The organism is Streptomyces sp. NPDC053427, from assembly GCF_044544985.1.
GTDB lineage: Bacteria > Actinomycetota > Actinomycetes > Streptomycetales > Streptomycetaceae > Streptomyces.
Genome location: NZ_JBITYA010000001.1, coordinates 708,987 through 725,494, shown reverse-complemented (window position 1 = coordinate 725,494; position 16,508 = coordinate 708,987). Strand labels below are relative to the sequence as shown.

Here is a 16,508-nt window from a genome sequence, read left to right as displayed (position 1 = left end):
GCTGGTTCACGCATTGCCGAGCTCCCGGTCCACGAAGGCGTAGAGCTGGTCCACGGAGGCCGAGCTCAGCTCGTCCACCCCGAGCCCCGGCTCGCCGTCCAGCGCGCGCAGCGCCGCCCGCAGTTGTCCGCGCAGCGCGTCGCGCTGCGCGTGCTCGCCGGCCAGCGCCTCCTCGACCGCCTGCGCGAGTCCGGAGAGCTGATCCGGGCCGTGCTCGGCAGGGCCGTCCGCCGGTTCCTCCGCGCCGGCGGCATCCGGCGCGACCTCCGTACCGAGGTGCGCCGCGAGGATGGCCGGAGTGGGGTGGTCGAACACCAATGCGGCGGGCAGGTTCAGACCCGTGGCGGTGTTGAGCCGGTTGCGCAGCTCGACCGAACTCAGCGAGTCGAATCCGAGGTCTCCGAACGGACCGTCAGCGGGCACCTCGTCCGCGGACGGGTAGCCGAGCACGGCCGCGATCTGCCCGAGCACCAGGTTGAGGAGCTGCCGGTCCCGTTCGGTGGGGCTCAGCCCGCCCAGCCTGCGGGCCAGGTCCGCCGGGGACTCGGCGGGCGCGGCGGACCGCGCGGAGCGCCGGCGGCGGGCCGGGCGGACCAGATCGCGCAGCAACGGCGGAATGCCCTCCTCTCCCAGACCGGCCACGGTGACCAGATCCAGCCCGATGGGCACCAGGTGGACCCTGTCCGAGCCGGTCGCGGTGTCCCAGAGGGCCAGGCCCTGCGCGACGGTCAGCGCGCGGATCCCGGTGCGGTCCATGCGGGCCCGGTCCGCGGCGGCCAGCCCGCCGCCCATCCCGTCGGTCGTGCTGGTTCCGCTGTCCGGCGCCCACAGGCCCCAGCCCAGCGAGCGGGCCGGGAGCCCGGCGGCGGCCCGCTGGTTCATGAGCGCGTCCAGGAAGGCGTTCGCCGCGGCGTAGGCCCCCTGGCCCGCGGTGCCGAACACGCCGGCGGCGGAGGAGAAGCACGTGAACCCGACGAGATCGAGCTCCCGGGTCAACTCATGCAGGTGCCAGGCTCCGTCGACCTTCGGCGCCAGCACGTTCTCCACTTGCCCCTCGGTCAGCGACTCCACCAAGCCGTCGTCCAGCACACCGGCCGCATGGACCACGGCGGTGAGCGGGTGGGCCGCGGGCACCTCGGCCAGCACCCGGGCCACGTCGTCCCGCCGGGCGACGTCGCCGCGCGCCAGCTCGGCGTGCGCGCCGAGCTCGCCGAGTTCGGCGACCAGTTCCGCGGCGCCGGGGCTCTCCGCGCCACGGCGCGAGAGGAGCAGCAGCCTGCGGGCGCCCCGGCTTGCCAGATGCCGGGCCAGCGTGCGGCCCAGCGACCCGAGTCCACCGGTGATCAGCACGGTGCCGTCGGGATCGGGCGTGCGGGCGGCCGAGCCGCCGTCGCTCTCCGCCGGGCCGTCGTCGCGGTGCAGCCGGGGCACCAGCAGCTCGCCCGCGCGCAGCGCCACCTGGGGCTCACGGGCCGCGGACGCGACGGCGACCGCGTCGCGCAACGCGGTGTCGGTCGGCTCGTCGACGTCGACCAGCAGGAGGCGACCCGGGTACTCGTTCTGTGCCGAGCGAGCCAGCCCGTGGGCCGCGGAGAGTGCCAGGTCGGGTTCGTCGCCCGCACGCACGCCGAGCGCGCGCTCGGTGCAGACCACCAGCAGCGAACCGGCGAACCGCGGGTCGGTGAGCCACACTCGCAGGTGCCCGGTCAGCTCGGTGAGCGCGGCGCGGACCCGTCCGGTGACGTCGTCCCCGGCGGGACAGGACGGGCGTAGCACCACCACCGGCGGCACCGGGTCCTCCGCGTCCGCCAGCGCCGCGAGGTCGAGCCGACCGATCCCGGGGTCGTGCCACCCACCGGAATCGTCCACTGCGGAGGGCCGGCGCACGGGCACCCAGTCCTGTGCAAGCAGTTCCGCGCCGTCCTCGGCCGGTCCCCGCAGGTAGGACTCATCGGCGGGCAGCGGCCGGAACACCAGGGAGTCCGCCGTGGCCACGGTGGCACCGGTCTCGTCCGCCAGCGTGATCGCCACGTCACCGTTCCCGCCGGTGGCGTGCACCCGCACCATCGAGGCTCCGGCCCGGAACAGCGACAGCCCCGACCACGAGAACGGCATCGAGCCGCTGCCCTCGTCGATCCCGTCCAGCTGCGGGCCGAGACCGACCGCGTGCAGTGCCGCGTCCAGCAGCGCCGGATGCAGGCTGTAGCGCTTCGCGTCCCCCGCCGCTTCGGCGGGCAGGGCGACCTCGGCGAACATCTCCGAGCTCCCGTCGGGGTGGTCGCGTTGCCACAGGGTCCGCAGACCGCGGAACGCGCCCTCGTAGCGGAAGTGCCTGCCCTCCACCACCTCGTCATAGACGTCCGCGACCGGGATCTCCCGGGCATCCCGCGGCGGCCAGTGCGCGAGGGTCGTGTCCGGCGTCGCGGTGCGGATACCCAGGTAGCCGAAGGCGTGTGACCGCCATGGGCCCGGCTCGGCCTGGCCCACGCCCTCCGGCCGGGAGTACACCCGCACCGGGCGGCGGCCGGTCTCCTCGGTGTCGCCCACCACCACCTGCACCGATACCCCGCCGTGCTCCGGCAGGACCAGCGGTGCCTCGACGGTCAGCTGTTCGAGCAGGTCGCAGCCGACGTGCTCGCCCGCGGCCAGCGCCAGTTCCACGAAGCCGGTGCCGGCCAGCAGGGGGATGCCGCGCACCCGGTGGCCCCCCAGCCAGGAGTGCGACTGCAAGGACAGCCTGCCGGTGAGCAGTACGCGGTCGCCGTCGGCCGCGGACAGCATGGCGCCGAGCAGCGGGTGGCCCACCGGGAGCAGCCCGCTGGAACGCAGGTTCAGCCCGTTCCCGTCCGGCACCAGCCAGTACCTCTCGTGCTGGAACGCGTAGGCGGGCAGGTCCGCCGTCCTGGCGGGCGCGGCGGGCAGCACGGCGGGCCAGTCCACCTCCACGCCTTGCGTGTGCAGCGCGCCGAGGGCGAGCAGCACGTCCTTGGTCTCGTCACGATCGGCCCCGCGCAGGGTGGGCACCCTCGCCTCGTCCGGCCCGGCATCCCGCCCGGCCAGCGCGGAAAGCACCGCGCCCGGTCCCAGTTCGAGCAGGACGCGTGCACCGGCCTCGCGTGCGGTGCGCAGCCCGTCGTGGAACCGCACCGCCTGCCGGACGTGCGCGGTCCAGTACTCCGGCGAGCGCAACTGCTCCGCCGTGGCCATCTCGCCGGTGAGGTTGGAGATCACCGGGATTTCCGGTTCGTGCGCCGTCAACCCGGCCAGAACCGCGCCGAATTCGGCCAGCATCGGCTCCATCAGCGGCGAGTGGAACGCGTGGCTGACCCGCAGCCGCCGGGTCCGCCGTCCCCGGCCCGCCCAGTCGGCCTCCAGTTCCGTGATGTCTTCGTCCGCACCGGAGACGACCACCGTGTCCGAGGCGTTCACCGCCGCGACGGACACCCGCTGCGCGCGCCCCGCCAGCCAGGGGGCCACGTCCTGCTCGGTGCCCTGCACGGACAGCATCGCGCCGCCCTCGGGCAGCGCGGCCATCAGGCGGCCTCTGGCGGCCACCAGCCGGACCGCGTCCGGCAGCGACCACACCCCGGCCACGTGTGCCGCGCTGATCTCCCCGATCGAATGTCCCAGCAGCAGGTCCGGGCGCACACCCCAGGAGTGCATCAGCCGGAACAGCGCGACCTCCACCGCGAACAGGGCGGCCTGGGCGTAGTCGGTGCGGTCGAGCAGGTCCGGTTCGCCCTCCAGCACGGTCCGCAGCGGAGTCGGCAGCTCCCGGTCGAACAGCTCGCACACCTCGTCGAACGCCTCGGCGAACGCCGGAAAGGAGGCGGCGAGCTGCCGCCCCATGCCGGGCCGCTGGGCGCCCTGGCCGGTGAACAGCATGCACATCCCGCCGCCGGCCGCAGCGCCCACCGCCACATCGGGGACCAGGCCGGTGTCGAGGTGGCCGCGCAGCGCGGAGGTGAGTTCGGCCCGGTCCCGGCCGGGCACTGCCAGCCGGTGGCGGAAGTGGGTGCGGCGGGTGGCCAATGCGTGCGCCAGCCCCTCGGCGGAGGGAGCGTCGTCGGACTCGGCGAAGGCCAGCAGCCGGGTCGCCTGGGCCCGCAGCGCGTCCTCGGTCCGGCCCGACACCGTCCACACCAGACCGGCGGACGGCACGTCGGGCTCCGGCGCCTCCGGCTCGACGTGCTGTTCCAGCACGACATGGGCGTTGGTGCCGCTGATCCCGAAGGAGGAGACGGCGGCGCGGCGCGCTCGACCGGTCTCCGGCCAGGGCATCGCATCGGCGAGCACGCTGACCCCGTCCACTCCCCAGTCCACCTTCGGGGTGGGGCTGTCCACGTGCAGCGTCTGCGGCGCGAGACCGTGCCGCATCGCCATGATCATCTTGATGATGCCGGCCACGCCGGCCGCGGCCTGCGTATGGCCGATGTTGGACTTCAGCGAGCCCAGCAGCAGCGGTTGGCCGGGCGGCCGGTTTTGGCCATAGGTCGCTACCAGCGCGGTGCCCTCCACCGGGTCGCCGAGCGGGGTGCCGGTGCCGTGCGCCTCGACCACGTCGACGTCCTGGGTGGACAGTCCGGCGTCGGCGAGCGCGGTACGGATCACCTCCTGCTGGGCGGTGCCGTTGGGTGCGGAGAGCCCGTTGCTGGTGCCGTCGGAGTTGACCGCCGAGCCGCGCAGCACCGCGAGCACCTGATGGCCGTGCCGCCGCGCGTCGGACAGCCGCTCCAGTACCAGGAGACCCGCCCCTTCGGCCCAGATCGAGCCGTTCGCCCCGGCCGCGAACGCCTTGATCCGAGCGTCCCGGGAGGTGACGCCCTGGCCGCAGAACTCGACGAACGTCTCCGGAGTGCTCAGCACCGTCACACCGCCCGCCAGCGCGATCGGGCACTCGCCGGCGCGCAGGGCCCGTATCGCGAGGTGGGTGGCGACCAGGGAGGACGAGCAGGCGGTGTCCACGGTGAGGGCCGGGCCGTGGAAGCCCAAGGCGTAGCTGATCCGGCCCGAGATCACGCTCATGGTGTTGCCGGTGATGCCGTACTGGGAGAACTGGTCGGTGCCTTGCCAGAGCATCTCGTAGTCGTTGCTGGACGCGCCGACGAAAACCCCGGCCCGCTCGCCCACCAGCGAGTCCGGCAGGATGCCCGCGGACTCCAATGCCTCCCAGGCCAGCTCCAGCACCAACCGCTGCTGCGGGTCCATCACCAGCGCCTCGCGCGGGGAGATCCCGAAGAACGCGGGGTCGAAATCGCCCGCCCCGCTGAGGAAGCCGCCCTCGCGCACGTAGGACCGCCGCGCCTGCTGGGACTCCGGATCGGCGTCGTAGAGCTCCTCGATCGGCCAGTGCCGGTCCCCGGGGAAAGCCGATATGGCGTCCGTGCCCGCGGCCACCAGGTCCCACAGCTGGGCAGGCGAGGCCACGTCGCCGGGCAGCCGGCACGACATGCCGATCACCGCGATCGGCTCGGCGGACTGCTCGGTCGCGTCACGCAACTCCTCCCGGGTGCGTAACAGATCGGTGGTAACCCTTTTCAAATAGTGCCGGAGCGTGCTGACTTCATCGGGCATGAATGACTCCCTGCGAGGGATGGCCGGTCAGATTTGGAAGGTGATCCGTTCGGTGTCGAGGCCGCGGACGACCACGTGCCTGCGATAGCTCAGTGAGTCCTCGTGCACGTGGAAGCCGCGCAGCCGGCGAGCCAGCTCACCGAACACGATCTCCGCCTCCAGCCGGGCCAGGCTGCTGCCGAGGCAGAAGTGCGCGCCGGCGCCGAAGGCGAGGTTCATCACGGCCGGCTTCCGGTCCGCGATGAACTGACCCGCCCTCGGGTGCACCCGCTCGTCCCGGTTGCCGGACGCGAGGACCAGGGTGACCACCGAGCCCTCGGGGATGTCGAGGCCGTTGATCCGGTCGGACCGCAGCGCGACACGGCCGGTCAGCATGATCGGGCAGTCGTAGCGCAGCGCCTCGCTGACCACGTCGCCGACGAGCGCCGGGTCCTGCCGGAGCAGTTGGAACTGCTCCGGGTGGCGCGACATCGCGAGCAGGCCGTTGGTGATCAGGTTCGTGGTGGACTCGTGGGCCGCGGTGAACACGGTCACCACGACGTTCGTCACCTCACGTCGGCTCAGCCCGCGCCCGTCCTCCTGCGTGGAGAGCAGGCTGGAGATGAGGTCCTCGCCGGGGTTGCGGCGGCGCTTGTGGATGAGGTTCGCGAAGTAGCCGTGCAGTTCGGTGGTGGTGCGGATGATGCGGACGAGTTCCTCGCGGTCGAACATCGCGGCGGAGTGGAAGCTGGCCACCAACGTGGGCAGCTCCGTGGACAGCGCCATGTCGCTGGACCACTCCCGCAGCATCGGGATGTCCTCGCGCGGGATGCCCAGGAGAGTCGCGATGACCCGCAGCGAGAGCACCGAGGCCAGGTCCTGCACGCCGTCGAACTCGCCGTCGGCCAGGCAGTCGCGGAGCAGTTCGTCCACGATCTCGCGGATCCACGGCTCGAAGCGCGCGGTGATCCGTGGCGTGAACGCCTTGCTGACCAGGTTCCGCTGCCGCCCGTGTCCGGGATCGTCCATGAAGAAGATCGAGTTGAGCACCGGCTCGTCGCCGCGGTCGCCGAAGAGTTCCCGCATCCCCGGCGCGTTGAACGTGTCACTGCCCATGGTCGTGTGGCTCTTGAGCACCGCCAGACAGCTGTCGTGGTCGCTCAGCAGCAGGGAACCGTCCGACGTCCACATCGGACCTTGCTCTCGCCACCGCTCGAACAACGGGTAGGGGTTCGCGAGCACCTCCCGGTCGAGCAGGGCGTGCAGCGGGTTGTCAAGCACGGTGGCCGGTGGGCGGCTCGGCACTGACATGGGCTAGCTCCTCTCCGTGGCACGGCCGGCAGTGCGACCGGTGTCCGGTTTCTCGTCGTCGAGTACTCCGTCGATCAGCGTGAACATCTCGTCGTCCGTGGCGCCGCTCAGGTCGGGCACCGCGGCCCGCTCATCGGCGGTGCCGTCTTCCTGGCTGTGCAGCAGTCGCCGCAGTGTCGTAGTGATCACCTCGGGGACGGGCACGGACGGACGCCGCCGGAGCAGGGCCGCCTCCAGCTCCCTCAGGCGGTCCAGCACGACCCGCTCGGCCGGGTCGCCCTCGTCGACACCGAGCGCATCGCCGAGGTACCGGGCCAGCGCGGCGGCGGTGGGATGGTCGTAGACCGCGGAGGCCGCCAGCGGCACTCCGGTGTCCGCGCCGAGCAGGTTGCGCAGCCGGACCCCGGCCAGCGAGTCCAGGCCCAGCTCCTGGAACGGCCGGTGCGCGTCCAGGTCTCCGGCCGGCCGGCCCGAAACGACGGCGACCCGGGCGGTGACCAGCTCCAGCAGCACCGACGACCGCCGCTGCGGCGCGGTGGCCGCCAGCCGTTCCCGCAACGCGCTCGCGGGTTCGGGCCCGGTGTCCGCGCCCACACCTGGCAGTTGGGAGCACAGGCGTCCTGGCCGTGCGGCGGCGAACCGCGGCCAGTCCACGGCACCGACCACATACTGCGCCGCACCGCCGGACAGTGCCCGCTCCAGCGCGTCCAGCGCCCGGTCGGCGGGCATCGGCGTGGCGCCGCTGTCCGACTGCGGGCCGACAGGCCAGGACGTGGTCATCCCGGTGTCCAGCCAGGGGCCCCAGGCCAGGCTCGTCGCGGGCAGGCCGCCGGCCTGTCGATGGGCTGCCAGCGCTTCCACGACGGCGTTGGCCGCGGCGTAGTTGCCCTGCCCCGGCGAGCCTGCGGTGCCGGCCAGCGAGGAGCACAGCACGAAGAAGCGCAGCGGATGGCCGGCGGTCAGCTCGTGCAGCAACCGCGCGCCATCCGCCTTCGCCGCGAACACACGCGCCAGCCGGGCCTCGGACAGCGCCTCCAGCACCCCGTCGTCAAGTACCCCGGCGGCGTGCACCACACCGGTGAGCGACCGCCCGGCGAGCAGCCCGGCCAGCGCCTCGCGGTCCGCCACGTCGCAGCCGGCGATTTCGACCTCGGTACCCAGCGCGGTGAGTTCGGCGCGCAGTTCCGTCGCGCCAGGGGTGTCCACGCCCCGGCGGCCGACCAGCAGCAGGCGGTCCGCGCCCCGGGCCGCCAGCCGGCGGGCGACGTGCGCGCCGATGCCGCCCAGCCCCCCGGTGATCAGCACGGTGCCGATGGGCTCCGTCGTGGCGGGTTCGGTGCGGGGCACCGGGACCAGTCGCCTGGCGTACAGCAGCCCGTCCCGGATCGCGATCTCGTCTCTGGCGGCCAGCGCGGCGGGCAGTGCGGCCAGGTCCCCCACGGTCGGTCGCAGCGGCAGGTCCACCAGGCCGCCGTGCAGCCGGGGCGCTTCCATGCCCGCGACCCGGACCAACCCGCACACGGCGGCCTGCTCCGGATTCGGCACGGTGTCCGCCGTGTCGGCCCGCACGGCGCCGCTGGTGATCGACCACAGGGGCGTATCCGCGCCTCTGGACAGCAGCGCCCGCAGCAGCGCCAGGGTGGCGGCCAGGCCGGTCGGCACCCGCGGCGTGTCCGAGCCCTCGGCCATCGCCAGGAGGGACACGATGCCGCCGCCCGGCAGGTCGGGCAGCAGCCGGTCCCAGTGCTCGCCGTCCACGGCGTCGCCGCGCACGGTGCGGGTCCCTTCGCCCAGCACGCCCGCCACGTCCTCGGTGAGCCGGTCCCAGTCCGCGCCCGGCGGGGCCACCACCAGCCACGGCCCCGGCGCGTCGGCGACCGGGCCGGGGACGGGCAGCAGCGGCCACTCGACACCGTGCAGCAGAGGGTCGGCGGGGGCCCCGTCGTCGTCGGGCAGCCAGAACCGCTGCCGGGTGAACGCGTAGCCGGGCAGTGGCACCGCCCGCCCGCCCGCGCACCAGGCCGCCCAGTCCACGTCGACCCCCCGGGTGTGCGCGGTCGCCAACGCCGTCAGCAGGCCGTGCACCTCGTCGGCGTCCTGCCGTAGCACCGGCAGGAAACCGTCCCCGCCCAGCGCCTCCTGGCCGAGCGCGCTGAGCGTCGCGCCCGGTCCCAGCTCCAGGTAGGTGCTGGTGCCCGCCGCGTCCAGAGTGCGCAGGCAGTCGTGGAAGCGCACCGGTTCCCGCGCATGCCGGACCCAGTACTCCGGATCACAGAGCTCATCGGTGACATGTGCGCCCGTCACCGAGGACACGACCGGAATCACCGGTGTCCGGAAGTCCAGTCCGGCCAGCACCTCCCGGAAGGGGTCCAGAACCGGGTCCATGTGGTGGGAGTGGAACGCGTGCCGCACCGCCAGGGGGTGCACGTGGGCCACCCGCTGCGAGATCTCCCGCACCGCGTCCGCGTCCCCGGCGAGCACCACCGAGGCGGGCCCGTTCACCGCGGCCAGCGCCACCCGGTCCTCGCGGCCGCGGAGCAGTTCCGGCACATCGGCTTCCGGTACCTGGACCGCCACCATCGCGCCCTCGCCACCGAGTTCGCGCATCAGCCGCCCGCGCGCGGCCACCAGTGTGCAGGCGTCGGCCAGCGAGAACACGCCCGCGGCGTGCGCTGCGGCGAGTTCGCCGACCGAGTGCCCGGCCACCGCGTCCGGCCGCACCCCCATCGTGGTGAGCAGCCGGAACACCGCCACCTGAACCGCGAACACCGCGGCCTGCGCATGGTCGGTGCGTTCACCGGGTCCGTCCCGGAGGATCTCGGCGAGCGGCCGGTCCAGCAGCGGGTCCAGCTCGGCGGCGATCTCCTGGAGGGCCGCCGCGAACACCGGTACCCGGTCGCGGAGCGACGTGGCCATGTCCGCGTACTGCACGCCCTGGCCGGGGAACAGGAACGCGGTCGCGCCGTCGGCCGCCACTCCGGTACTGCCGGTCCCGGCTCGCAGCGCGGCGGTCAGCTCGCCGGTGTTCGTGCCGAGCACGACCGTGCGGGCAGGCAGCCGGGCCCGCGTGGTGGCCAGCGAGTACGCCACGTCCAGCGCGGACGGCGAGCCGTTCTTGTCCTCGTCGGTCAGTCGGCGGAGCAGGGCCTCGGCCTGCGCGGGCAGCGCCTCCGGGGTGGCCGCGGAGAGCACCCACGGGATCAGCGGCGGAGCCGCGGCGGTCGCCGGCTCCGGTTCGGGCCGGGGCTCGGGTTCCTCCAGGATCACGTGCGCGTTGGTGCCGCTGAGGCTGAACGAGGACACCGCCGCCCGGCGCGGACGGCCCGCGCGCGGCCAGTCCATCGGCTCGTCCAGCAACCGCACCGCGCCGTCGTCCCAGTTCACGTGCGGGCTCGGGACATTCAGGTGCAGGGTCGAGGGCAACCGGCCGTGCCGCATGGCCAGCGCCATCTTGAGCACACCCGCCACGCCCGCCGCGGCCTGGGTGTGCCCGAGGTTGGACTTCGCGGACCCGACCAGCACGGGCCGTGCCCGGTCCTGCCCGTAGGTCGCCAGCAGCGCGGTGGCCTCGATCGGGTCGCCGAGTGGGGTGCCGGTGCCGTGCGCCTCCACCGCGTCCACCTCGCCGGGCGCCAGGCCCGCGCCGGCCAACGCGTCCCGGATCACCCGCTGCTGGGCCGATCCGTTCGGCGCGGTCAGCCCGTTGGACGCGCCGTCGGAGTTGAGTGCCGAGCCGCGCAGCACGGCGAGCACCCGGTGGCCCCGTTCGCGCGCGGTGGAAAGCCGCTCCATCACCAGCAGGCCGGCGCCCTCGCTCCACGCGGTGCCCTCCGCGGCCGCGTCGAACGGTTTGCACCGGCCGTCCGGGGCGAGCACCCCCACCTGGGAGAACTCCACGAACAGCGTCGGCGTGGTGAGCACCGTGATGCCACCCGCCAGCGCGACCGTGCACTCACCGGCCCGCAGCGCCTGCGCGGCCTGGTGCATCGCCACCAGCGCGGAGGAACACGCCGTGTCCACCGTGATCGCCGGGCCGTGGAAGCCGAACGTGTAGGCCAGCCGCCCCGACGCGACGCTGCCCGCGTTGCCGATCGAAACGTCGCCGGTGAGGTCCTCGGGCGTCCGGTGCGCGCGGCGCGCGTAGTCGTTGCCCATCAGCCCGAGGTAGACACCGGTGCGGGTGCCCCGCAACGCGGTCGGGTCGATCCCGGCGTCCTCCAGCGCGTGCCAGGCCAGTTCCAGCAGGATGCGCTGCTGCGGGTCCATCGAGACCGCCTCGGCCGGGGCGACGCCGAAGAAGCCGTTGTCGAACTCGGCGATCCCGTCCAGGAAGCCGCCGTGCCGCACGTAGCTGCGCCCGCCACGGCCCGGCTCCGGGTGGTAGACCTCGCCCAGGTTCCAGCCGCGATCTGCCGGGAACTCGGTGATCGCGTCCCGCCCGGCGGCCAGCAGCTCCCACAGCTCGTCCATGGTGGACACCCCGCCGGGAAAGCGGCAGCTCGCGCCGACCAGCACCACCGGGTCGTCCATGTCCTGCGGGCCGGGCCCGGCGACCGGTATCCGGCCGCCGGGTACCGCGCCGGGGAGCTGCCCGGACAGGTACCCGGCCAGGGCTGTGGGGGTGGGGTGGTCGAACACCGCGGTCGCGGGGAGCCGCACCCCGGTCGCGGCGGTGAGCCGGTTACGCAGCTCCACCCCGGACAGCGAGTCGAAGCCGATGTCGCGGAACGCCCGCGCCGGGTCCACCCGGCGCTCCACGCCGAGCACGGAGCCCACCGTGGCCAGCACGAGATCGAGCACCGACCGCTCGCCACCGGAGACGAACACGGGCGCCGCGGCCACGGCGGCCGGCCGGGCCGCGCTCCGCCGGACGCCGAGCAGCCCGGCCCACACCGGAGCCCGCTCCGGGCCCACCGCACGCACGTTGGCCAGGTCGAAACGGGCGGGCACGGTGCACGCCAGGTCGGTGCCCAGTGCCGCGTCGAACAGTGCGAGCCCGTGTTCGCGGGACATCGGCACGAGCCCGGTTCGCCGCAGCCGGGCCCGGTCGGTGTCGCCCAGCCGCCCGGTCATGCCGGTGTCCTGCGCCCAAAGTCCCCACGCCATCGACGAAGCGGGCAGTCCCCGTGAGCGGCGGTGCTGCGCCAGACCGTCCAGCCACGCGTTGGCGGCCGCGTAATTCGCCTGCCCCGGCGTGCCGAGGACACCGGCTACGGAGGAGAACAGCACGAACGCGGCCAGGTCGAGGTGTTCGGTCAGTTCGTGCAGGTTGCGCGCACCCTCGACTTTCGGTCGCAGCACCGCGTCGAGCCGTTCGGCGGTGAGGGAGCGCACCGTGCCGTCGTCCAGCACCCCGGCGGCGTGGATCACCGCGGTCAGCGGCCGGTGCGCGGGGATCGCCGCCAGCAGCTCGGCGAGGGCGGCCCGGTCGGCGACGTCGCATGCCACGACGGTGATCTCGGCGGTGTCGGTCAGGTCCTCGAGACCGGACTCGAGCGCCGCCGCGCCGCGCCGCCCCGCCAACACCAGGTGCCGCACCCCGTGCTCGGTGACCAGGTGCCGGGCCAACTCCCGGCCGAGTACGCCGGTCCCGCCGGTGATCAACACCGTGCCTCCGGCGAGGTCGGGCCGGTCCCCCGTCCGCGTCACCCGAGCCAGCCGCGGCGCGAACGCCTGCCCGCCCCGGACGGCGATCTCCGGCTCACCGGTGCCCAACGCCAACTCCAGGGCGGAGTCGGCGTCCTCGGGGTCGCCAGGGCGGTCCAGATCGACCAGCACGAACCGGCCGGGATGTTCGGTGCGTGCCGTGCGGACCAAGCCCCAGACCGCCGCGGCGTCGGGGTCCTGGTCGTCCTCCGGGGCGATCGCGACCGCACCGCGGGTCCGCACGATCAGGGGCCCGTCCGTCGCCTTCTCGTCGTCGGTGTCCAAAAACTCGCGGACCCGCGCCAGTGCTTCCTCCGGCCCGGCCACGTCCACGATCGGCGCGTCCACGATCGCCGGGGTGGGCCGCCGCGCAACCGGCACCCAGTCCAGCCGGTGCAGCGCCCGGTCCACGCCCGCCGCCCCCGACCGCACAGGCCCCACGGGCCGGAGCGCGAGCGCGCTGATCGTGGCCACCGCTTCCCCCGCCGCGTCGGCGAGCGCCACGGCGAACGAGTCGTTGCCCTGCGGAGTCAGCCGCACCCGCAATGCCGTGGCCCCGACCGCATGGAGTGCGACCCCGCTCCAGGAGAACGGCAACCTCACCGGCGCGTCCCCCGCATCCAGCAGCAGCGGGTGCAATGCGGCGTCGAGCAGGGCCGGGTGCAGGCCGAACCGCCCGGGATCGACCGGCAGTTCGACCTCGGCCCAGCGTTCCGCACCGAGCCGCCAGGCCCGCCGCAACCCCTGGAAGGCCGGCCCGTACTCGTAACCCCGCTCGTCGAGCTGTGCGTACGCGCCGTCGAGGTCGATCTCCTCGGCACCGGCCGGCGGCCACTCCGTCAGGGTCGCGCCGCCGGGCCCCGCGGCCCGGAGCGTCCCCGTCGCGCACCGGGTCCACGGCGCGTCCGGCGCGGACCGGGCATACATCGCCAGCGTGCCCGGATCCGTCTCGCCGATTGCGATCTGCAACTCGGTCTCACCCCGCTCGGGCAGCACCAGCGGGCTCTCCAGCACCAACTCGTCCAGCACCGGCAGCCCTGCCCGCTCACCCGCGTGCAGCGCCAGTTCGACGAACGCGGCCCCGGGCAGCAGCACGGTGCCGCGCACCTCGTGCTCGGCCAGCCAGGGGTGCCGGGTGAGAGAGAGCCGACAGGTGGCGACCAGGCCACCGCCGGCGAGCTGGACCACCGAGTCCAGCATCGGATGCCCGGCGACGGGCCCGGAGGCGGCGGTGGGCAGCATCCAGTACCGCTGCCGGCGGAACGGGTAGGTCGGCAGCTCCACACTCCGGGCGTCGTCGAACAGCCCGTTCCAGTGCACGTCCACGCCGTGCACGGCTGCCTCGGCCACCGCCAGCAGGAAGCGGTCGGCACCACCGTCGTCCCGTTTCAGGGTCTCCAGCACCACGCCGCCCCCGTCGTGGTCCTCCTGGTGGTTACCGAGGATCTGCCGCACGCCGCCGGCGAGCACCGGATGCGGGCTCGACTCCAGGAACGTGGTGTGCCCGGCGGCGACCAGCCCGCGCACCGTCGCCTCGAACTCGACCGTGGCGCGCAGGTTGCGGTACCAGTAGTCGGCGTCCAGCCCGGTGGTGTCCACCGGACCGCCGGTCACGGTCGAGTGGAAGGGAACCTCGGCCGCCCTCGGAGTCACCGGCGCCAGCAGTTCGCGCAGCTCCGCACGCAGCAGTTCGACCTGCGCCGAATGCGAGGCGTAGTCCACCGGCAGCAGTCTCGCCCGTTTGCCCTCGGCGACCAGTGCGGCGGCGAACTGTTCGACCGCCTGGACGGCGCCCGAGACCACCGTCGCGCGCGGCCCGTTGACCGCGGCCACCGAGAGATCCTCGCCCCAGCGGGCCATCGCCTCTTCGACCGCCGCTCTCGGCAGCCCCACCGACAGCATCCGGCCCGTACCGGAGAGCGCCCGCAATGCCCGGCTGCGCAGCGTGACGATCCGCGCTCCGTCGTCCAGGGACAGCGCGCCGGCTACGGTCGCGGCCGCGATCTCGCCCTGGGAGTGGCCCACCACCGCGGCCGGCCGCACCCCGTGTGCCCGCCAGAGTTCGGCCAGCGACACCATGACCGCCCACAGCGCGGGCTGCACCACGTCCACCCGGAGCAGCGCGTCCGCGTCGGTGAGCACGTCGCCCAGATTCCAGTCCACGTACAGCGCCATCGCGTCCTGACAGGCCGCCATGTGCCCGGCGAAGACCGGGCTGGACTCCAGCAGTTCCGTGGCCATCCCGGTCCACTGCGTGCCCTGGCCGGGGAACAACAGCACCGGACTGGTGTCCCGGCAGGGTGACCCGACGACCGTGCCCGGTGCCGAACCGCCCTCGGCGAGCGCGTCCAGTCCGTGCACCAACGAGTCCCGGTCCCGGCCGAGGACGGCGGCCCGGTGTTCGAACCTGGCCCGGCCGGTCGCCAGCGTGAATCCGGCGTCCAGCAGGCCGACTTGGTCCGGGCGGAGCCGCTCGGCCAGCCGGCCGGCCTGCTCCCGCAGCGCCTCCGCCGACCGTGCGGACAGCAGCAGCGGCACCGCGGACGCCGGTCGCGGTGTCGCGGCGGGCGCGGGTTCCGGCGCCTGTTCCAGGATCACATGGGAATTGGTGCCGCTGATGCCGAACGAGGACACCCCGGCCCGGCGCGGGAGTCCGGTCTCCGGCCACGGCGTGTCCTGCGCGAGCGGGGTGACCCTGCCGGACTCCCAGTCCACGTGCGGGCTGGGCTCGGCCAGGTGCAGGATGCGCGGCAGCACGCCGTCGCGCATGGCGTGCACCATCTTCATGACGCCGGCCACCCCGGCAGCGGCCTGCGTGTGCCCGATGTTCGACTTGACCGACCCCACCAGCAGCGAGCGCGCCCGCTGCGGGCCGTGCACCGCCAGCAGCGCGCGTGCCTCGATCGGGTCGCCGAGCGTGGTGCCCGTGCCGTGCGCCTCCACCGCGTCGACGTCCGCCTCGGACAGTCCGGCGTCGGCCAGCGCCGCCCGCAGCACCCGTTCCTGAGCCGGCCCGCTGGGTGCGGAGAGCCCGTTGGAGGCGCCGTCCGAGTTGACCGCGGTGCCGCGCACCAGCGCGTGCACGGTGTGCCCATGGCGCAGGGCGTCGGAGAGCCGTTCCAGCACCAGCATTCCGACGCCCTCGGACCAGGCCGTACCGTCCGCCGTCACGGAGAACGGCTTGCACCGGCCGTCCGGGGCGAGGCCCCGCAGCCGCGAGAACTCCACGAACATCTCCGGGGTCGCCATCACCGTCACCCCGCCGGACAGGGCCAGGTCACATTCGCCGAGACGCAGCGACTGCACCGCGAGATGAGTGGTCACCAACGACGAGGAGCAGCCGGTGTCCACCGTGACCGCGGGGCCGGTGAGGCCGAGCACGTAGGCCACTCGGCCGGACACCACGCTGGAGGTGTTCCCGGTGATCAGGTACCCCTCCAGCCCGTCCGGGACGGTATGCACCCGGGGCGCGTAGTCGTGCATCATCGAGCCGGCGAACACGGCCGTGCGGCTGCCCCGCAGCGAGCTGGGATCGATGGCCGCGTTCTCCAGGGCCTCCCACGCCGTCGTGAGCAGGAGGCGCTGCTGCGGATCGGTGGTCAACGCCTCGCGGGCGGAGAGCCCGAAGAACTCGGCGTCGAAATGGCCGGCGTCGTAGAGGAAGCCGCCGTGCCGGACGTAGGAGGTACCGGGCCGGTCCGGGTCGGGATCGTAGAGGGCCGCCAGGTCCCAGCCCCGGTCGTCCGGTAACTCGCCGATCGCGTCGATCCCGTCCCTGGCCACCTGCCAGAGCCCTTCCGGGGCGACTATTCCGCCCGGATAGCGGCACGCCATTCCCACAATCGCAATCGGTTCGCCCGGCATCCGGTGCCCTCCCAGAGAAGTTTGGACTTTGTCGGCTACCATGGACGCAAAATTATTCACCGAACTCGCGACCATCTAACCAAACGCCGATAAATCGAGGTGCATCACCATGATGAGCACACAGACTCATTCCA

General features: G+C 73.7%; 3 protein-coding genes. All 3 read right to left on the bottom strand.

Going from position 1 to position 16,508, the window contains the following annotated elements:
• Window positions 1–6: 6 nt before the first annotated feature.
• Genes ACIGWZ_RS02775 through ACIGWZ_RS02765 form a run of 3 tightly spaced genes read right to left on the bottom strand, consistent with a single transcriptional unit; the run spans window position 7 to window position 16,344 of the window.
• The gene (locus ACIGWZ_RS02775; RefSeq protein ID WP_400060075.1) at window positions 7–5,574 is read right to left on the bottom strand and encodes an SDR family NAD(P)-dependent oxidoreductase; all 5,568 of its coding nucleotides are present in this window, start codon (window positions 5,572–5,574) and stop codon (window positions 7–9) included.
• Between the two features lie 27 nt (window positions 5,575–5,601).
• A complete protein-coding gene (locus ACIGWZ_RS02770) occupies window positions 5,602–6,864 on the bottom strand; it encodes a cytochrome P450 (protein WP_400060073.1) in 1,263 nt (420 codons plus the stop codon).
• Between the two features lie 3 nt (window positions 6,865–6,867).
• The gene (locus ACIGWZ_RS02765; protein WP_400060071.1) at window positions 6,868–16,344 is read right to left on the bottom strand and encodes an SDR family NAD(P)-dependent oxidoreductase; all 9,477 of its coding nucleotides are present in this window, start codon (window positions 16,342–16,344) and stop codon (window positions 6,868–6,870) included.
• Between the last annotated feature and the right edge of the window lie 164 nt (window positions 16,345–16,508).